Annotated in this window: 15 protein-coding genes; 5 read left to right on the top strand and 10 right to left on the bottom strand. The window is 70.6% G+C overall.

Features of this window, described 5'->3' with window-relative positions; genetic code table 11:
- Positions 1 to 1,710, bottom strand: coding sequence for an MDR family MFS transporter (locus ACFQ0P_RS02075; RefSeq protein WP_204980068.1), 1,710 nt, complete (start codon positions 1,708 to 1,710; stop codon positions 1 to 3).
- 126 nt (positions 1,711 to 1,836) lie between these two features.
- Here ACFQ0P_RS02075 and ACFQ0P_RS02070 point away from each other — a divergent pair, with 126 nt between their 5' ends.
- Positions 1,837 to 2,340: a 2'-5' RNA ligase family protein gene (locus tag ACFQ0P_RS02070; RefSeq protein ID WP_204980067.1), complete on the top strand. Its 504-nt coding sequence runs from the start codon at positions 1,837 to 1,839 to the stop codon at positions 2,338 to 2,340.
- Between the two features lie 37 nt (positions 2,341 to 2,377).
- Here ACFQ0P_RS02070 and ACFQ0P_RS02065 read toward each other — a convergent pair whose 3' ends face one another.
- Together ACFQ0P_RS02065 and ACFQ0P_RS02060 are read right to left on the bottom strand one after the other, a co-directional pair.
- Entirely contained in the window at positions 2,378 to 3,052 is a 675-nt protein-coding gene (locus ACFQ0P_RS02065; protein ID WP_204980066.1) for a YqaJ viral recombinase family protein, read from the bottom strand.
- Positions 3,053 to 3,101: 49 nt separating this feature from the next.
- Positions 3,102 to 4,538, bottom strand: coding sequence for a helix-turn-helix domain-containing protein (locus tag ACFQ0P_RS02060; RefSeq protein ID WP_204980065.1), 1,437 nt, complete (start codon positions 4,536 to 4,538; stop codon positions 3,102 to 3,104).
- Positions 4,539 to 4,661: 123 nt separating this feature from the next.
- Here ACFQ0P_RS02060 and ACFQ0P_RS02055 point away from each other — a divergent pair, with 123 nt between their 5' ends.
- Positions 4,662 to 6,542 (top strand): phosphoenolpyruvate carboxykinase (GTP), encoded by a 1,881-nt coding sequence (locus ACFQ0P_RS02055; RefSeq protein WP_204980064.1) that lies wholly within the window; start codon positions 4,662 to 4,664, stop codon positions 6,540 to 6,542.
- 192 nt (positions 6,543 to 6,734) lie between these two features.
- Here the strand turns inward: ACFQ0P_RS02055 and ACFQ0P_RS02050 are convergent, their stop codons facing one another.
- Together ACFQ0P_RS02050 and ACFQ0P_RS02045 are read right to left on the bottom strand one after the other, a co-directional pair.
- Positions 6,735 to 8,720: an ABC transporter ATP-binding protein gene (locus ACFQ0P_RS02050; RefSeq protein ID WP_204980063.1), complete on the bottom strand. Its 1,986-nt coding sequence runs from the start codon at positions 8,718 to 8,720 to the stop codon at positions 6,735 to 6,737.
- A gap of 23 nt (positions 8,721 to 8,743) precedes the next feature.
- Positions 8,744 to 8,959 carry an AsnC family protein gene (locus tag ACFQ0P_RS02045; RefSeq protein WP_378771186.1) on the bottom strand — a complete coding sequence of 72 codons (216 nt, stop codon included), beginning with the start codon at positions 8,957 to 8,959 and terminating at the stop codon, positions 8,744 to 8,746.
- Positions 8,960 to 9,081: 122 nt separating this feature from the next.
- On the opposite strand from ACFQ0P_RS02045, the gene ACFQ0P_RS02040 reads away from it, so the two are divergent.
- From ACFQ0P_RS02040 to ACFQ0P_RS02030, 3 genes are read left to right on the top strand one after another with little or no spacing between them, the layout of a single operon-like run.
- The gene (locus ACFQ0P_RS02040; protein WP_204980062.1) at positions 9,082 to 10,023 is read left to right on the top strand and encodes an ABC transporter ATP-binding protein; all 942 of its coding nucleotides are present in this window, start codon (positions 9,082 to 9,084) and stop codon (positions 10,021 to 10,023) included.
- The gene (locus ACFQ0P_RS02035) at positions 10,020 to 10,910 is read left to right on the top strand and encodes an ABC transporter permease (RefSeq protein ID WP_204980061.1); all 891 of its coding nucleotides are present in this window, start codon (positions 10,020 to 10,022) and stop codon (positions 10,908 to 10,910) included. The genes ACFQ0P_RS02040 and ACFQ0P_RS02035 overlap by 4 nt, the downstream gene beginning before the upstream one ends.
- Positions 10,907 to 11,737, top strand: a complete 831-nt coding sequence (locus tag ACFQ0P_RS02030) for an ABC transporter permease (protein ID WP_378771184.1) — start codon at positions 10,907 to 10,909, stop codon at positions 11,735 to 11,737. Before ACFQ0P_RS02035 ends, ACFQ0P_RS02030 begins: the two co-directional genes overlap by 4 nt.
- Before the next feature lie 567 nt (positions 11,738 to 12,304).
- Here ACFQ0P_RS02030 and ACFQ0P_RS02025 read toward each other — a convergent pair.
- Genes ACFQ0P_RS02025 through ribD form a run of 5 tightly spaced genes read right to left on the bottom strand, consistent with a single transcriptional unit; the run spans position 12,305 to position 16,171 of the window.
- Positions 12,305 to 12,658: a Fe-S protein gene (locus tag ACFQ0P_RS02025; RefSeq protein ID WP_204980060.1), complete on the bottom strand. Its 354-nt coding sequence runs from the start codon at positions 12,656 to 12,658 to the stop codon at positions 12,305 to 12,307.
- Positions 12,659 to 12,706: 48 nt separating this feature from the next.
- Positions 12,707 to 13,186 (bottom strand): 6,7-dimethyl-8-ribityllumazine synthase, encoded by a 480-nt coding sequence (ribH, locus tag ACFQ0P_RS02020; protein ID WP_204980059.1) that lies wholly within the window; start codon positions 13,184 to 13,186, stop codon positions 12,707 to 12,709.
- A complete protein-coding gene (gene ribA / locus ACFQ0P_RS02015) occupies positions 13,183 to 14,457 on the bottom strand; it encodes a GTP cyclohydrolase II (protein WP_204980058.1) in 1,275 nt (424 codons plus the stop codon). Before ribA ends, ribH begins: the two co-directional genes overlap by 4 nt.
- Entirely contained in the window at positions 14,454 to 15,140 is a 687-nt protein-coding gene (locus tag ACFQ0P_RS02010) for a riboflavin synthase (protein WP_204980057.1), read from the bottom strand. The genes ribA and ACFQ0P_RS02010 overlap by 4 nt, the downstream gene beginning before the upstream one ends.
- Positions 15,140 to 16,171, bottom strand: coding sequence for a bifunctional diaminohydroxyphosphoribosylaminopyrimidine deaminase/5-amino-6-(5-phosphoribosylamino)uracil reductase RibD (ribD, locus tag ACFQ0P_RS02005; protein WP_378771181.1), 1,032 nt, complete (start codon positions 16,169 to 16,171; stop codon positions 15,140 to 15,142). The genes ACFQ0P_RS02010 and ribD overlap by 1 nt, the downstream gene beginning before the upstream one ends.
- Between the last annotated feature and the right edge of the window lie 5 nt (positions 16,172 to 16,176).

Here is a 16,176-nt window from a genome sequence, read left to right as displayed (position 1 = left end):
TTAGCGGCGACCGGATGCCTCGTCCGCCGATTCGGCGTCCGCTGTCTTCACCGTCCCGGTCGCCTCCAGAGCGTCCATGCCCTCCGCCGTCGAGACGGTGGCGAGGTCGGCCTCCATGGCTGCGGCTCGCTCCGCCGTGGTCATGCGGGTGAGCGGCTTGTTCGGGAGGAACACGATCGCGATCAGGCTGAGGACCGCGAGGGGGACGGCGATGAGGAACGAGTGCGCGATCGCCTGGGCGTAGATGTCCTCGACGATCACGCGCACGGACTCCGGGAGCGCGGACACCTGCGGGATCGTGCCCGACTGGAGCTGGGCGCCGATCGCGGCGCCCTTCTCGCCCAGCGTCATCAGCGCGGCGCTGATGGCGTCCTTGCGGTCGGTGAAGAGCTCGGTCGCCGACGTCGCCAGGGCGGCGCCCATGACGGACACGCCGATCGTGCCGCCGAGGCTGCGGAAGAAGGTCACTCCCGAGCTCGCGACGCCGATCTCGTCGGGGCGGGCGGTGTTCTGGACGATCAGCACGAGGTTCTGCATCGTCATCCCGACGCCCGACCCGAGCAGGAACATATACAGCGACACCAGCGCGAAGTTCGTGTCGTAGTGGATCGTCGAGAGCAGGAACGAACCCGCGATGAGCAGCACGCCGCCCACGATGAGGTAGGGCTTCCAGTACCCGTGGCGGGTCACCAGCCCACCGACCACGATCGAGGCGAGGAGCAGCCCGGCGATCATGGGGATCGTCATGAGCCCGGCCTCGGTGGGCGTCGCGCCGCGCGCGAGCTGCATGTACTGGCTGAGGAACACCGACGTGCCGAACATCGCGATGCCGATCGAGATGGACGCGATGACCGCGAGCGTGAAGGTGCGGTTGCGGAACATCGTGAGCGGCACCAGGGGCTCCTTCGACCTCAGCTCGACCACGATGAACAGCGCGGCCGCGAGCAGGGCACCGCCGACCATCAGCACTGTCTCGGTGCTCCACCAGTCATACGTGTCGCCGGCGCCGGTGACCCAGATGAGAAGCAGCGACACGGCCGTCGACAGCAGCACGATGCCGAGGTAGTCGATGCTCACCTTGCGACGCGCGCGCACCGGCAGGTGCAGCGTGCGCTGCATGATGATGAGCGCTGCGATGGCGAACGGCACGGCGATGAAGAAGTTCCACCGCCAGTCGACGGTGTCGGTGATGACGCCGCCGAGCAGCGGTCCGCCGACGGTCGCCACGGCCATCACGGCGCCGAAGAGGCCCATGTAGCGTCCGCGCTCGCGCGGGCTGATGATGTCGGCCATGATCACCTGGCTGAGCGCGGCGAGTCCGCCGGCGCCGACGCCCTGCACCGCGCGGAACGCGATGAGCGTCCCGGGATCCTGCGAGAACCCGGCGGCGGCGGTCGCGAGCACGAAGATCACGATCGCGAGCTGGATCAGCCGCTTGCGGTTGAACAGGTCGGCGAGTTTGCCCCAGATCGGCGTCGAGATCGCGGTCGTCAGCAGGGTCGCGGTGATGACCCAGGTGAACGCGGACTGGTCTCCGCCCAGGTCATGGACGATCACCGGCAGCGAGGTGGAGACGACGGTCGATGCGAGCATCGAGACGAACATGCCGAGCAGCAGGCCGGTGAGGGCCTGCAGCACCCGGCGGTGGCGGCGCTTGTCGTCGGCGGTGGTCTCGGCGGCCGAGGCGGTGGCGAGCGTGGTCGAAGCCATGGGGTCTTCCCGGATAGTGGACGGAGAGAGGGAGAACTGTTTGACATCAGTCAACAGTTGATCGGAGTCAACTATATGATCAATCGTTGATCTGTGTCAACTATTCCGGGGTGCGAGGATGAGCTCATGTTCAGCGTCGAGCTGGTGCCGGATGCCGCGACCGAACGCGCGGTCACGAACGACTGGGCCGCACTCCGCGCGGCGGGCCTGCCGGATGCCGGCCGCAATCCGTCGCCGAGCAACCGGCCCCACATCACCCTCGCCGTCCGCGATCACGTCGACCCGGCCGTCCTCGCCGATCTCGCCGACCTCCTCCCGCTGCCGATCGAACTCGGCGGACTGGTCCTCTTCCCCCACGCGCGCAGCGTCGTCGTCGCCCGTCAGGTCGTCGTCACCGCCAGGCTCCTCGCGCTTCACGCCACCGTCGCCGAGCGGCTCGGACCACCCGGTCCGCGCGACCTCCACACCGCGATTGACCGCTGGACCCCGCACGTCACGCTCGCCCGGCGCGTGCCCGCCGAGCGCATGGGCGAGGTCCTCACCGCGATCGCCGCGCCGCTGACGCGCGGAGAGGGCGTGGGGCTGCGCGTGTGGGATGCCGAGGCGAAGGTCGTGACGACACTTCGCTGACCGGTCTGACCGGGCTGACCGGGCCGACCGGGCTGGATCAGTCCGCGAGCGCCAGGGCGCGGAAGGGTTGCCGCGGGGCCGAGGGCTGCGCCATCCGTTCCGCCGACATCGGCTCGACCGGCGTGCGACCGCGCGTCGTGCGGTGGTACAGCTCGTCGATCAGCGCCGTGGCCAGCCGCACCAGCCGGGCGATCTCGACGTCGTCGCGGTCGACCCACACGCAGCGGGGCTCGTCGTCGACCGGCACGAAGTCGTCGTGCTGCTCCCAGGCGACGAGGGTGCGCTCGGCGCCGAGCACATGCTGCTGCCACCACACCTGCCGCAGGTAGGACCGGGGGATGCTGCGCCATTGCTTGTTCGTGGTCTTGATCTCGGCGAGCACGATGCGCCCGCCGGCGTCGACGGCGATCCCGTCGGGCGTCGCGAGGTGGCGCTTCTCGACGACGGCGTGGAAGAGCGCCGACGAGGGCTGGATGCCGTGCGTCGCGGCGACCCATCCGGCGATCTGCGGCTCGCGCGCCCGGCCGTGCGCCGTGTAGGCGTTTCCCGAGAATCCGGAGCCCATGAGCTTGGCGTCGGCCGCGCGGGGGATCGCCCTCTCGGACGTGAGGGACGCGACATCCGTCGCCGTGATCCCGCGCGAACGCGCCCGCACCCACGCCACCCGATCGCGGGAGTCCGCGACGATGCGGGCGGCGAGTTCGGGGGTCACCCCTCGAGGCTACGCCGCCGCCGCGACATCCGCCGCCACGACCCGCGGGTCACGCGTGCCGGTCGAGGAAGGCGTACACCTCGTTGTCGTCCACGCCGGGGAACGTCCCGCGGGGGAGGGGCGAAAACATCTGCATGTGCACGCGCGCGCTGGGCCACGCCTTGTCGGACCAGCGCGCCGTCACCTCCGCGGGCGCGCGACGGCAGCACGACTCGTCCGGGCAGGTCGAGGCGGCCCGCTTCTGGGTCTCGCGCCCGCGGAACCAGCGGGCGTCGTCGAACGGCACGCCCACCGTGATCGAGAACTCGCCCTCGCTCGTGGTGCCGGTCTGCGTGGAGCACCAGTAGGTGCCCGCGGGGGTGTCGGTGTATTGGTAGTGCTCGGTCGTGCGGTTCTGCTCGCTGAATGCGGCGCGCGCGGAGAACCGGCGGCACGCGATCTGCCCGTCCACCGCGCCCGTGACGTCCATCGGCAGCGGCAGGTCGTCGTTCTCGTAGACGCGGGTGATGGCACCCGATCCGTCGACCCGGAGGAAGTGCAGCCGGATGCCGAGATGCCGGGTGGCGAGATTGGTGAGCCGCATCCCGGCTGCCTCATGCGTCACGCCGAAGGCGTCACGGAAGTCCTCCACCGCGAGGTTGCGGTCCTTCTTCGCCTGCTGCAGGAACGCGGCCGACGCCGTCTCGGGCATGAGGCAGCACGCCGCGTAGTAGTTGATCTCGAGGCGCTGCTGGAGGAAGTCGGCGTAGTCCGTCGGCCGCTGGTGCCCGAGCAGGCGGTGCGCCATGGCCTGCAGCGCCATCGAGCGCAGGCCGTGTCCGCCGGGGATCGAGGCGGGCGGCAGGTAGATGCGGCCGTTCTCGAGGTCGGTGATCGACCGGGTCGAGTGCGGGAGGTCGCCGGCGTAGATCAGCTCGAAGCCCAGCTTCTCGGCCATGATGCTCACGGTGCGGTGGGTCAGTGCCCCGGAGACGTGGCCTGCCGCCTTCAGCTGCTTCTCCGCGAGCTTCTCGATGTCGGGCAGGTAGTTGTCGAGGGCGCGCATCTTCAGGCGGAGCTCCGTGTTCGCCCGGCGCGCCTCCTCCGGCGTCGCGATGGCCTCCCGCTCGCGGCGCTGCAGCTCGCGGTGCAGGCCCAGGATCGACTCGAGCGTCTCGTCGGACATGCTCTTCGTGACCTTCACCGGGGCGATCCCCAGTTGGCGGAACACCGATCCGGCCTGCGCCCGCTCGAGCTCGATCTCGAGCGCGGCGCGGCGGTTGGGCGGCTCCGACGACAGCAGGTCGGCGACCTCGACCCCGGTCGCGTTCGCGATGGCCTGCAGCAGCGACAGCTTCGGCTCGCGCTTGCCGTTCTCGATGAGGCTGAGCTGGCTCCCGGCCACGCCGACCCGCTCTCCCAGCTCGTCGAGAGTGAAGCCGTGCGCGATGCGCTGATGACGGATGCGGTGGCCCAGGGTCGACAGTTCGAGCGAGGTCGGGGGCATTCCTTGATGATAGCGAAAGAATCGCAACTTTTGACGGCCACCTCGGGCGGAAGAGGCATCCTGACCGCGGGAAAGTAGATCAGGACCACCGATCTGAACGTCCCATCGAAGAGGAGCGACACCATGGCCCTTGCCGACATCTTCACCCGCCCCGAGGGCACCGCTGCCGCTCGCCGGGCCGTGACGCGCGCCTTCGGCGATCTGCCCGCCGTGCAGGGCGAGGGAATGGCCGAACTGGTCGCGTGGGTGGACGAGATCGCGGCGCTCACCCAGCCCGACCGCGTGCACTGGGTCGACGGCTCCCGCGCCGAGAACGACGCACTCCTGCGCGAGATGGTCGACGAGGGCAAGCTCATCAAGCTCAACCCCGAGTGGCGGCCCGGGTCGTACCTTGCGCGCTCCCACCCGAGCGACGTCGCGCGCACCGAAGCCCGGACGTTCATCGCCTCGGAGCGCGAGGAGGACGCCGGCCCCACCAACAACTGGGTGGCCCCCGACGAGATCCGCGCGGCCATCACGCCGCTCTTCGAAGGGTCCATGCGGGGTCGCACGATGTACGTCGTTCCGTTCTCGATGGGTGCGGTCGGCGGTCCCCTCTCGCACATCGGCGTGCAGGTCACCGACAGCGCCTACGCGGTCGCCTCGATCGAGATCATGACCCGCGTCGGCACGGACGTGCTGCGCGAGATCGCCGGCGGGGCGCCGTGGGTGAAGACGGTTCACTCCGTGGGAGCCCCGCTCCAGCCCGGCGAGCAGGACGTCGCGTGGCCCTGCAACGACGAGAAGTACATCGTCCACTTTCCCGACACGCTCGAGGTGTGGTCCTTCGGGTCGGGCTACGGCGGCAACGCCATCCTCGCCAAGAAGTGCTTCGCGCTGCGCATCGCGTCGGTCATCGGGCGCAACGAGGGGTGGCTGGCCGAGCACATGCTCCTCATCCGCGTGATCGACCCGGCGGGACGGGCGTACCACCTCGCCGCCGCGTTCCCTTCGGCCTGCGGCAAGACGAACCTCGCGATGCTGCGCCCGACGATCCCCGGCTGGCGCGTCGAGACCCTCGGCGACGACATCGCGTGGCTGCGCCCCGGTGAGGACGGGCGCCTGTGGGCGATCAACCCCGAGGCCGGCTTCTTCGGCGTCGCGCCCGGTACAGGGGAGTCGACGAACGTCACCGCCGTCGAGACGCTGTGGGGCAACACGATCTTCACCAACGTCGCCCTCCGCCCCGACGGCGACGTGTGGTGGGAGGGACTCACGGACGAGCCGCCGGCAGAGCTCACCGACTGGGAGGGCAAGCCGTGGACCCCGGCATCCGGCCGTCCTGCCGCCCACCCGAACTCGCGGTTCACGGTCCGCGCGGACCAGTGCCCCCAGATCGCTTCGGACTGGGACGCCCCCGAGGGCGTTCCGCTGGACGCGATCCTCTTCGGCGGTCGTCGCGCCACCAACGTCCCGCTCGTGGTCGAGGCGACCGACTGGACGCACGGCGTCTTCATGGGCTCGAACATCTCGTCCGAGCGAACCGCCGCCGCCGAGGGGACCGTCGGGGAGCTGCGCCGCGACCCGTTCGCGATGCTGCCCTTCTGCGGGTACAACATGGCCGACTACTTCGGGCACTGGCTCAAGGTCGGCCAGAAGCTGCGCTTCGACCGGGCGCCGCGGGTGTTCCAGGTCAACTGGTTCCGCAAGGGCTCGGACGGACGCTTCCTGTGGCCCGGCTTCGGCGACAACGCGCGCGTCATCGACTGGATCATCCGTCGCCTGGACGGCGAGGTCGGGGCCGTCGAGAGCCCGATCGGCCGCCTGCCGCACACCGAAGACCTCGACCTGGACGGCATCGACGTGCCCCAGGCCGACCTCGACGAGCTGTTCGCCGTCGACCCGCAGCTCTGGCTGCACGAGGCCGACCTCACCGAGGAGTTCTACCGCACGTTCGACGGACGCGTTCCCGCGCCGCTCTGGGCTGAGCTCGCCGCCCTGCGCTACCGCCTCCAGCGCTCCTGATCCGCGGTCCGCGGGGGATGCCCCGGCCTGCGCCTGTGCGGCGGGCCGGGGCATCCGTCTTCCACCGTCGGCGCTGCCGCAGCGCGACGCCTGCCGGACTCAGGAGAACTGCCGGGATCAGGACAGGTCGACGCGGCGGCGTCCTGAGTGCGGCAGACCTCCTGACCAGCGACGGGTGGACCGACGCCGCGGTCAGACGAGGAGCTGGTGCTTGGCGAGGTCGCGGTACAGCGGGGTCGAGGCGACGAGCTCGGAGTGGGTGCCCTCGCCGACGACCCGCCCGTGGTCCATCACCACGATGTGATCGCTGTCGACGACCGTGGACAGACGGTGGGCGATCACGATGAGCGTGCGGCCGGCGGCGACCGCGTCGATGGCTTCGCGCATGCGCTGCTCGTTTAGTCCGTCCAGTGATGACGTCGACTCGTCGAGCAGCAGGATCGGCGGCGCGGCCAGCAGGGCCCGTGCGATCGCGAGGCGCTGGCGCTCGCCGCCCGAGAGCATGACGCCGCTCTCACCGACGGGCGCGTCGAGCCCTGCCTCGCTGCGGTCGAGGACGTCGCCGAGGTTCACGGCCCGCAGCACGTCCTCGCACTCGGCGTCGGTCGCGTCGGGCGATGCCAGCCGCAGATTGTCGCCGATCGTCCCGGCGAGCGTGGGTGCGTCCTGCTCGACGTAGCCGAGCTGTGCGCGCAGGTCGGCCCGGTCGAGCGTGCGCACGTCGGCGCCGTCTAGGAGGATCGCGCCGCCGGTGGGGTCGTAGAACCGCTCGATCAGCGCCAGTGTCGTGCTCTTGCCGGCGCCGGAGGGTCCGACCAGCGCCACTCGCGCGCCGCGCGGCACCGAGAACGACACGCCGCGCAGGACGTCGCCGTCGGTCGCTGCGGCGGTGTCGACATCGATGGATGCTCCGTCCCGCGCGATGGCGGAGGCATCCACGTGTGCGCTCTCGAGCACCGCGATGGCCTCCGTCTCGGCCCTGCGGCGTGCGGCGACCACGGCCTCGGGGTAGCGGAAGCGCACGTCCCGGAACTCGACCGCGGGAGCGTCCGCGCGGGCGGTGGCCGGCGGCTCGGGGGTCACCGACGCGGCGATCGCTGCGTCGTTCTGCGACTCCGTCGGAAGGTCGAGGACCTCCTGGATGCGCCCGAGCGCGCCGAGTGCCTGGTTCACCGAGGTGATCGCGCCGAAGAACGAGCCGAGCGGCGCGATGAGCATGAACAGGAACATGATGAAGGTCACCAGGCTCGCGATGTCGATGGCTCCCGTCGCGACCCGGTACCCGCCCAGGCCGATCACCACGAGGAGCGAGACCTGGAGCGCGACGCCGGCGATGGGCACGACCAGGGCCGAGACCTTCGCGATCCGCACGCCGACCGCGTAGGCCTCGGTCGCGCGCTCGGTCACGGCCTCGACCTCGCGATCGGTTGCGCCGGACGCGCGCACCGTGCGGATCGACCCGACCGCGCGCTCCACGCCGGAGGCGAGCTGGCCGACCTTCTCCTGCTGCTCGGTCGAGGCGGTGCGGATGCGCCCGCTCAGGGCGACCACGCCCGCGACCGAGACGCCGATGACGAGCACGATGATCCCGAGCAGCAGCGGATCGATGAGGGCCATCGCGACGAGGGCGCCCGCGAACAGGAGGCCGTTGCCGATCGCATCGGCGAGTCCCTGGGTGAGCACCGCGTAGAGGAGGGTGGTGTCGCTTCCTACGCGCGAGACGAGGTCGCCGGTGCGCCGAGCGTCGAACTCGCTGATCGGCAGGTGCAAGATGCGCGCGATCAGCTTGCGCCGGCTCGAGTACACCACCGCCGTGCCCGTGCGCTGGAGCAGGTAGTGCTGCCAGCCGGAGACGACGGAGGAGGCGATCACGAAGCCGACGAGCGCCCACAGCAGGATGCCGAGCGATGCGTTGTTCTGGACCCGGTCGATGACCTGTCCGACCAGCAGCGGCTGGACGAGCATCGTGACCGCGCTCAGGATGCTGAGCACCGCCACCACGACGAGGGTGCGCTTGTGCTCGAAGAGGAACGGCAGGAGCTGACCGAAGGTGGCCCGCGGCCCGTCGGCCGGCTTGCGGCCGCGGCGTGCGCGGCGGGGGGCGGTGGCGGGGGCCGGCGTGGCGTCGGCGGGGGGTGCGGCGTCGGCGTGGGGCTCGGCGATGTCGGCGGAGGGCATGGTGGTTCCTCGGGAGTGGGGGTTCATCTTCGACCGTACTTCTTGTGCACGGCCTGTCGGCTCACGCCGAGGGCGGAGGCGATCGCCTGCCAGGAGAAGCCCAGGTTGCGGGCGCGGCGCACGGCGACCTCCTCGGCGCGGGAGAGCTCGCGCCGCGCGTCGGCGAGCCGGTGGAGCTCGGCGAGCGGCTCGCGCTCGGGCGTCGACCCGATCAGGGTGCGCAGGTCATCGCCGCTCACGGCCCCCTCCGATCCGCGCCGCGGTCGCGGCATCCGGTTGTCAACCATAGTTGACGCTCGGCGAGGTTGTCAACGTAAGTTGACGAAGGATCGGTGTCGCGGGTGGGGGTTAGGGTAGTCCGGTGCCCGCGCCCGTGATCGATGCGAAGAACCTCGTCAAGTCCTACAAGGTGAAGGGGAAGCCCGACTTCCTCGCCGTCGACGGGCTCTCGTTCGAGGTGGCGCCGGGGGAGTCGTTCGGGCTCCTCGGGCCGAACGGAGCCGGCAAGTCCACGACCATGAAGATGATCGGCGCCGTCTCGACGCGGACGGCGGGCGACCTCTCCATCCTCGGGCTCGACCCCGACCGCTACGGACCCGAGATCCGCTCCCGGCTGGGCGTCGTCCCCCAGCAGGACAACCTCGACGGCGAGCTCAACGCCCGCGAGAACCTCTACATCTACGGCCGGTACTTCGGGCTGCCCGGCAAGGTGTGCGCGCAGAAGGCAGACGAGCTGCTCGCGTTCGCCGCCCTCGAAGAGAAGGCCAAGAGCAAGGTCGACGCCCTCTCGGGCGGCATGAAGCGCCGTCTGACCATCGCCCGCGGTCTCATCAACGACCCGCGCATCCTCCTGCTCGACGAGCCGACGACCGGGCTCGACCCGCAGGCCCGCCACGTGCTGTGGGACCGTCTGTTCCGTCTCAAGGAGCGGGGCACGACGCTGGTCCTCACCACGCACTACATGGACGAGGCCGAGCAGCTGTGCGACCGCCTGATCGTGGTCGACAAGGGACGCATCATGGCCGAGGGCACGCCCGCCTCGCTCATTCGCGAGCACTCGAGCCGCGAGGTGCTCGAGGTGCGTTTCGGCTCCGAGCGCAATGAGCAGGTCGCGCCGCAGCTGCAGGGCATCGGCGACCGCGTCGAGGTGCTGCCCGACCGTGTGCTCGTGTACGCGACCGACGGCGAGGCGGCACTCGAGCAGGTGACCCAGCGGGGCTTGCACCCGTTGACGAGCCTCGTGCGGCGATCGAGTCTGGAGGACGTCTTCCTGCGCCTCACCGGAAGGTCGCTGATCGAATGAGCGACGCGGTTCCCGGCGGCGCGACGGTCGGTACGGAGCCGACGCTCGACGAGCTGCGCGCAGAGGCGATGGAGTGGGGGCGCAAGCCGCGCGGTCTCGGCTCGCTCTACGTCACCGAGCACATGGTGCGGGCGATGCGTGCGTACGGCTGGACGATCATCATCGGCGCCCTCGGGCAGCCCGTGCTCTACCTGCTCGGTCTCGCGGTGGGTCTGGCTGCGCTGATCGACGCGCCGATCGATGTGGGCGGCGAGCAGGTGCCCTACCTCGTGTTCGTCGCTCCCGCGCTGCTCATGACCTCGGCGATCGCGGTCGCGTCCGAGGAGTTCACGTACCCGGTGATGTCCGGATTCAAGTGGCGGCGGTACTTCTACGGCTTCAACGCGTCTCCATTGTCGTCCGGGCAGATCGCCAACGGCGTCGTCGCCGGAGCCGGGGCGCGCATGGCGGTCACCGTCGTGCTGTACTTCGCCTTCATCCTGCTCTTCTTCTCGTGGCTCCAGCCCGACGCGACGCGCCCCGCGACGGCGTGGATCGCCGTCTTCATCGCGCTGCTCGGCGGACTCGCCTTCGGCATTCCGCTGATGGCATACGCCGCCTCGATCGAGGACGACAAGGGCCAGTTCGCGCTCGTCCAGCGCTTCATCTTCATGCCCATGTTCCTGTTCTCGGGCACGTTCTACCCGCTGAGCGCTCTCCCGGACTGGCTGGAGTGGATCGGCTGGATCTCGCCGCTGTGGCACGCGAGCGAGCTGGGTCGCGTGGTGATGTACGGTCAGCCGACGCCGCCGATCATGATCGTCGTCAGCACCGTGTATCTGCTCGTCCTCTCCGTCGGCGGTCTGATCGTTGCCCGGCGCCTGTTCGAGAGGAGGCTCGCGAAGTGAGCGCCGTGACGACCACCACCGAAGCCCCGGTGATCCGCCGGGGCGGCGTGCGGGCGCTGTGGGCGGGCAACCCCCAGTCCGTGGTCCAGCGCGGGCTGATCGCCGCGCGTTCCTCGAGCTGGATCGTCGTGCTCTCCGGCTTCTTCGAGCCCGTTTTCTACCTCGCCTCGATGGGCATCGGCCTGGGGTCGATCATCGGCGATGTCGAGACGTCCGGCGGCGCCGAGGTCTCGTACGCGGCCTTCATCGCGCCGGCCCTGCTGGCGGTCTCGGCCATGAACGGGGCGATCTACGACTCGACGTGGAACGTCTTCTTCAAGCTCAACTACGGCAAGCTCTACGAGGGGATGCTGGCCACCTCGCTCGGTCCGCTCGATGTCGCGCTCGGCGAGATCCTCTACGCCCTGCTTCGGGGTCTGCTCTACGCGACGGGCTTCATGCTCATCATGCAGATCCTCGGCCTGAACCTCGCACCGACCGCGATCCTCGCCATCCCGGCGGTGCTGCTCATCGCCTTCGGCTTCGCGAGCGTCGGGATGGCGGTGACCAGCTACATGAAGACGTTCCAGCACATGGACTGGATCAACTTCGTGCTGCTGCCGATGTTCCTCTTCTCGGCCACCCTGTATCCGATCACGGTCTACCCCGAGTGGGTCCAGCACGTCATCATGGCGTTCCCGCTGTGGCACGGCGTCGAGCTCGTGCGAGGCCTCACGACCGGCATCCTGTCGCCCGACATGTGGTGGCACGTGCTCTACTTCGTCGTGATGATCGCGATCGGGCTCGTCTTCACGACCAAGCGACTGCGCGCCCTCTTCCTCGACTGACCGCGGGCTTCGCGAGACGGAGGTCGGAGCATCCGAACCGCCCCTCGTCGGGCAGAGCGGCACGGAACAGGTCGCCCTCGGCGAGCATCCTCCCCTGCGCCTTGTCCACGAGCGGCACCTTCAGCGTCCACTCGCACAGCCGGCGGCTCGGCGCACTCGGCTCAGCTGTCCTGCGTGGAGCGCGGCCCCGCGCTACAGTTCGCGACGGACGCGGCGTCGCGCGACGCAGCGCGCGTCGGGAACTGCAGCGCGGACGACAAGCGCGGCGCGCGTCGGGAGATCTCGCGGCTAAGGTACGGCAGCGCGGGAGCGATGGGTTCCGCGGCCAGTCCCGCCGCACGCTACAGTTCGCGACGGACGCGGCGTCGCGCGACGCAGCGCGCGTCGGGAACTGCAGCGCGGACGACAAGCGCAGCGCGCGTCGGAAACTGCAGCGCGGGGGACAAGCGCAGCGCGCGTCAGGAACTGCAGCGCGAAGGACTCCCGCGGTGCCAACCAGCGGCGCCGGAACGACGGATGCCGCGACCCGGCGGGGCCGCGGCATCCACGGTGCTGTCGTCCGCGCTGTCAGCGCCAGAGCACGGCGATCGCGGCGTTCGCGAGCGTGAGGACGCCGATCGACCAGAAGACCGCGGGCGGAACCTTGCCTCCCTTGCGCTGGCGCCCGGCGCCGATGCCGAGCAGGGCGCCGATGACGAGGAGGATCACAAGCTTCACGCCGATCTTGACGTAGTTCAGCTCATACTCGATGCCCCAGGGTGCGGCGAGGATCAGGCCGGCCACGGCCGCGATGGCGAGACCCCAGTTCATCAGCCGCGTGACGCCGCGGTGACCGTTGACGAGCTCGACCGCCCACGCGCCGAAGAGGATCGCGAAGCCGACGAGGTGGAAAAGCAGGACCAGATGGCGAAGGAACTCCATGGTCGTGAGGCTATGCCCGCGACCGTGGAAGCGCCAGCAAGGCCCGCCTCACTCGCCGCGGAGCTCCCGCAGCACCAGCGCCGTGCGGAGGGCGGCGTCGGCGGCCTCGTACCCCTTGTCCTCTTCCGACCCGGGAAGCCCCGCCCGGGCGATCCCCTGGGCTTCGTCGTCGAGCGTCAGCACGCCGAAGCCGACCGGCTTGCCGGTGTCGAGCGCGACGCGCGTGAGGCCGTCGGTCGCCGCCGACGACACGAACTCGAAGTGCGGCGTCCCTCCGCGGATGATGACCCCGAGCGCCACGACGGCGTCCGCTCCGGCGTCGAGGGCGGCCTTCGCCGCCACGGGCAGCTCGAACGACCCGGGCACCCGGACGAGCCGCCAGGTCGCTCCGGCCGCATCGAGCGCACGTCGCGATCCGGCGATGAGGCCGTCCGTGATCTCGTCGTGCCACGTGCCCGCGATCACGACCACGTCGAGACCCGTCCCGTCGACGGGCGCTCCGGCCTGAGGCACGCCCTTCCCGCTCAACGCTCCGCTCCTTCGTGCATCTGCGCGAGCGCGTCGGCGAGGTCGGCCTCGTCGATCAGGTGACCCATCCGGTCGCGCTTGGTGGCGAGGTACTGGTGGTTGTTCGGCCCCACCCCGACGAGCAGCGGAACCTGCTCGACGATGTCGAGCCCGAACTCCCGCAGCTGCTTGACCTTGTCGGAGTTGTTGGTGAGCAGACGCACCTTGTCGACGCCGAGGTCGGCGAGGATGCCGGCGGCGGCGGCGTAGTCGCGGGCATCCGCGGGGAGCCCGAGGGCGAGGTTGGCGTCCACGGTGTCCAGACCGCGCTCCTGCAGCGAGTATGCGCGGAGCTTGTTGATGAGTCCGATGCCGCGACCCTCGTGGCCGCGCATGTAGATCACCACGCCGCCGTCCTGCTCGATCGCGTCCAGCGCCGCGTCGAGCTGCGGCCCGCATTCGCACTTCAGCGAGCCGAACGCCTCGCCCGTCAGGCATTCGGAGTGCACGCGCACGAGCGGCGCCTCGCCGATCTCTCCCGAGATCACGGCCAGGTGATCGGTGCCGGTGATGCGGTCCTTATAGGCGAGGAACCGGAACTCGCCGTGCGAGGTCGGCACGAGCGCCTCGGCCCGGAGGCTCACCCGGCGCTTGTGTCCGGGAGTGGCCGCGGCATCCACCGGTGCGTGTTCGTCGAGGTGGGCGATGAGCTGCTCGATCGTGATGACGGGCACCCCGTCGCGCTCCCCGAGCTCGAGGAGACCGGGAAGGCGCATCATCGACCCGTCCTCGGCGACCACCTCGGCGATCGCGCCGACGGGCTCCACGCCCGCCAGGCGCATCAGCTCGACCGCGGCCTCGGTGTGACCGGCGCGCTCGCGCACGCCGCCGTCCACGGCGCGCAGGGGAAGGATGTGCCCGGGGCGGATCAGGTCGGCCGGCACCGATTCGGGGTTCGCCAGCACGTTCAACGTGTGGGCGCGGTCAGAGGCGCTGATGCCGGTCGACTCACGGTCGGCGGCGTCGACGCTCACCGTGTACGCCGTCGCGCGGGCGTCCTGATTGACCTCGACCATCGGCGGGAGGTCGAGCCGGTCGGCCCACTCGGCGGGCATGGGCGCGCAGATGAAGCCGCTCGACCAGCGCACCGTCCACGCCAGCCACTCGGGGGTGGCCAGCTGCGCGGAGAGGACGACGTCGCCCTCGTTCTCGCGATTCTCATCGTCGGCGACGATGACGGGCCGCCCGGCGCGCAGGGCGTCGAGGGCCTCGGGGATCGTGGAAAGGCTCATGCCGAGCCTCCTTCCGTCGGTGCGGACTCAGCCGCGGAGAATGCGGGGATGCCGCGGCCGGGCGTGGCCGCAGCGGTGAAAGAGAGCATGCGCTGCACGTGGCGCGCCAGGATGTCGGTCTCGAGGTTGACGAGATCACCCACTCGGCGCGCGCCGAGCGTCGTCGCCGAGAGCGTCTCGGGGATGAGTGAGACCTCGAACCAGTGGACGCCGTCCACCGGCTCGACGGGACTCGTGTCGCTCACGGTCAGCGACACGCCGTCGACGGCGATCGAGCCCTTGTCGACGACGAGAGGCGCCAGGTGCGCGGGGAGGGCGATGCGGAGCACCTGCCATTCGGCCCCCGGTCGCACCTCGATGACCTCGCCCGTGCCATCGATGTGGCCCTGCACGATGTGGCCGCCGAGGCGGCCGTGCGCGGCGGTCGCCCGCTCGAGGTTCACGGCCCGACCGGGCGCGACGCCCTCGAGCGTCGACATGTCGAGCGTCTGGCGCATCACGTCGGCGGTGAACCAGTCGGCTCCTTGGCCGACGACCGTGAGGCACACGCCGCTGACCGAGATCGAGTCGCCGTGCGCGGCATCCGACACCGCCTTCGGCGCCCGGACCGTGACTCGCACGCCGTCGCCGGAGGGCTCGACCGCGGTGACTTCGCCGATCTCTTCGACGATTCCGGTGAACATCAGCTCGCTCCTTCTGAGGCTTCTGAGAGGGTGGCGACGAGCAGCAGATCGTCGCCGAGGCGTTCGACGTGCGTGAACGTCAGCCGGATCGCCTCGTCGATGGTCGAGACGCCGACATCGCGCAGGGCGAGCAGGTCGCCCCCGAGCAGGGCCGGCGCGACGTAGACGACGAACTCGTCGGCCAGACCCTCGCGCACGAACGAGGCCGCGACGGAGGGTCCGCCCTCGACGAAGACGGAGTGCACGCCGCGGGTGCGCAGATCGGCGAGGGTCGCCTCGAGATCTCCGGGGTACTGGACGAAGGCCAGTGGATGCCTCCGCACGGCCGCGTCGTCGGGAACGTCGCGCTCGCCGAGCACGACGGGGAGCGGCTGCGACTCGTACAGAGACCCGTCTTCTGCCCGGGCGGTCAGGGCCGGGTCGTCGGCGAGGACCGTGCCGGTGCCGACGACGATCGCGTCGGCCTGCGCCCGACGGCGGTGGACGTCGGCGCGGGCGATGGGACCGGTGATCCACTGGCTCGTGCCGTCGGCTGCGGCGGCGCGGCCGTCGAGGCTCTGCGCCCACTTGACGGTGACGTGCGGGCGGCCGAGGCGCTGCACGGTGAGCCACGAATCGAGCAGTGCGTGCGCTTCGTCGGCGCACAGGCCGGACTCGACGTCGACGCCGGCGGCCCGCAGGCGCCCGCTGCCGCCGCTCGACTCGGGATTGGGATCGTCGATCGCGTAGACCACGCGCGCGACACCCGCCTCGAGGAGCGCTTCCGCGCAGGGCCCGGTGCGGCCGTGATGGTTGCAGGGTTCGAGCGTCACCACTGCGGTCGCGCCGCGCGCGGCGCCCGGCTCGAGTTGCGAGAGCGCCGCGACCTCGGCGTGCGGGGTGCCCGCGCCGCGGTGCCACCCCTCGGCGAGTATCTCGCCGTCGGGGGAGAGGAGGACGGCGCCGACCTGAGGGTTCACGCCCCGCGGCCCCCGCAGCGCAAGGTCGAGCGCGCGACGCATCGCGTCCAGCTCGGCCGGTGTCGCCATCATCCGTG

The organism is Microbacterium insulae (assembly GCF_042677065.1).
In the GTDB taxonomy this organism is placed as follows: domain Bacteria; phylum Actinomycetota; class Actinomycetes; order Actinomycetales; family Microbacteriaceae; genus Microbacterium; species Microbacterium insulae.
Note: the sequence above shows the minus strand (reverse complement) of the source record. Positions and strands in the feature narration are given on the sequence as shown.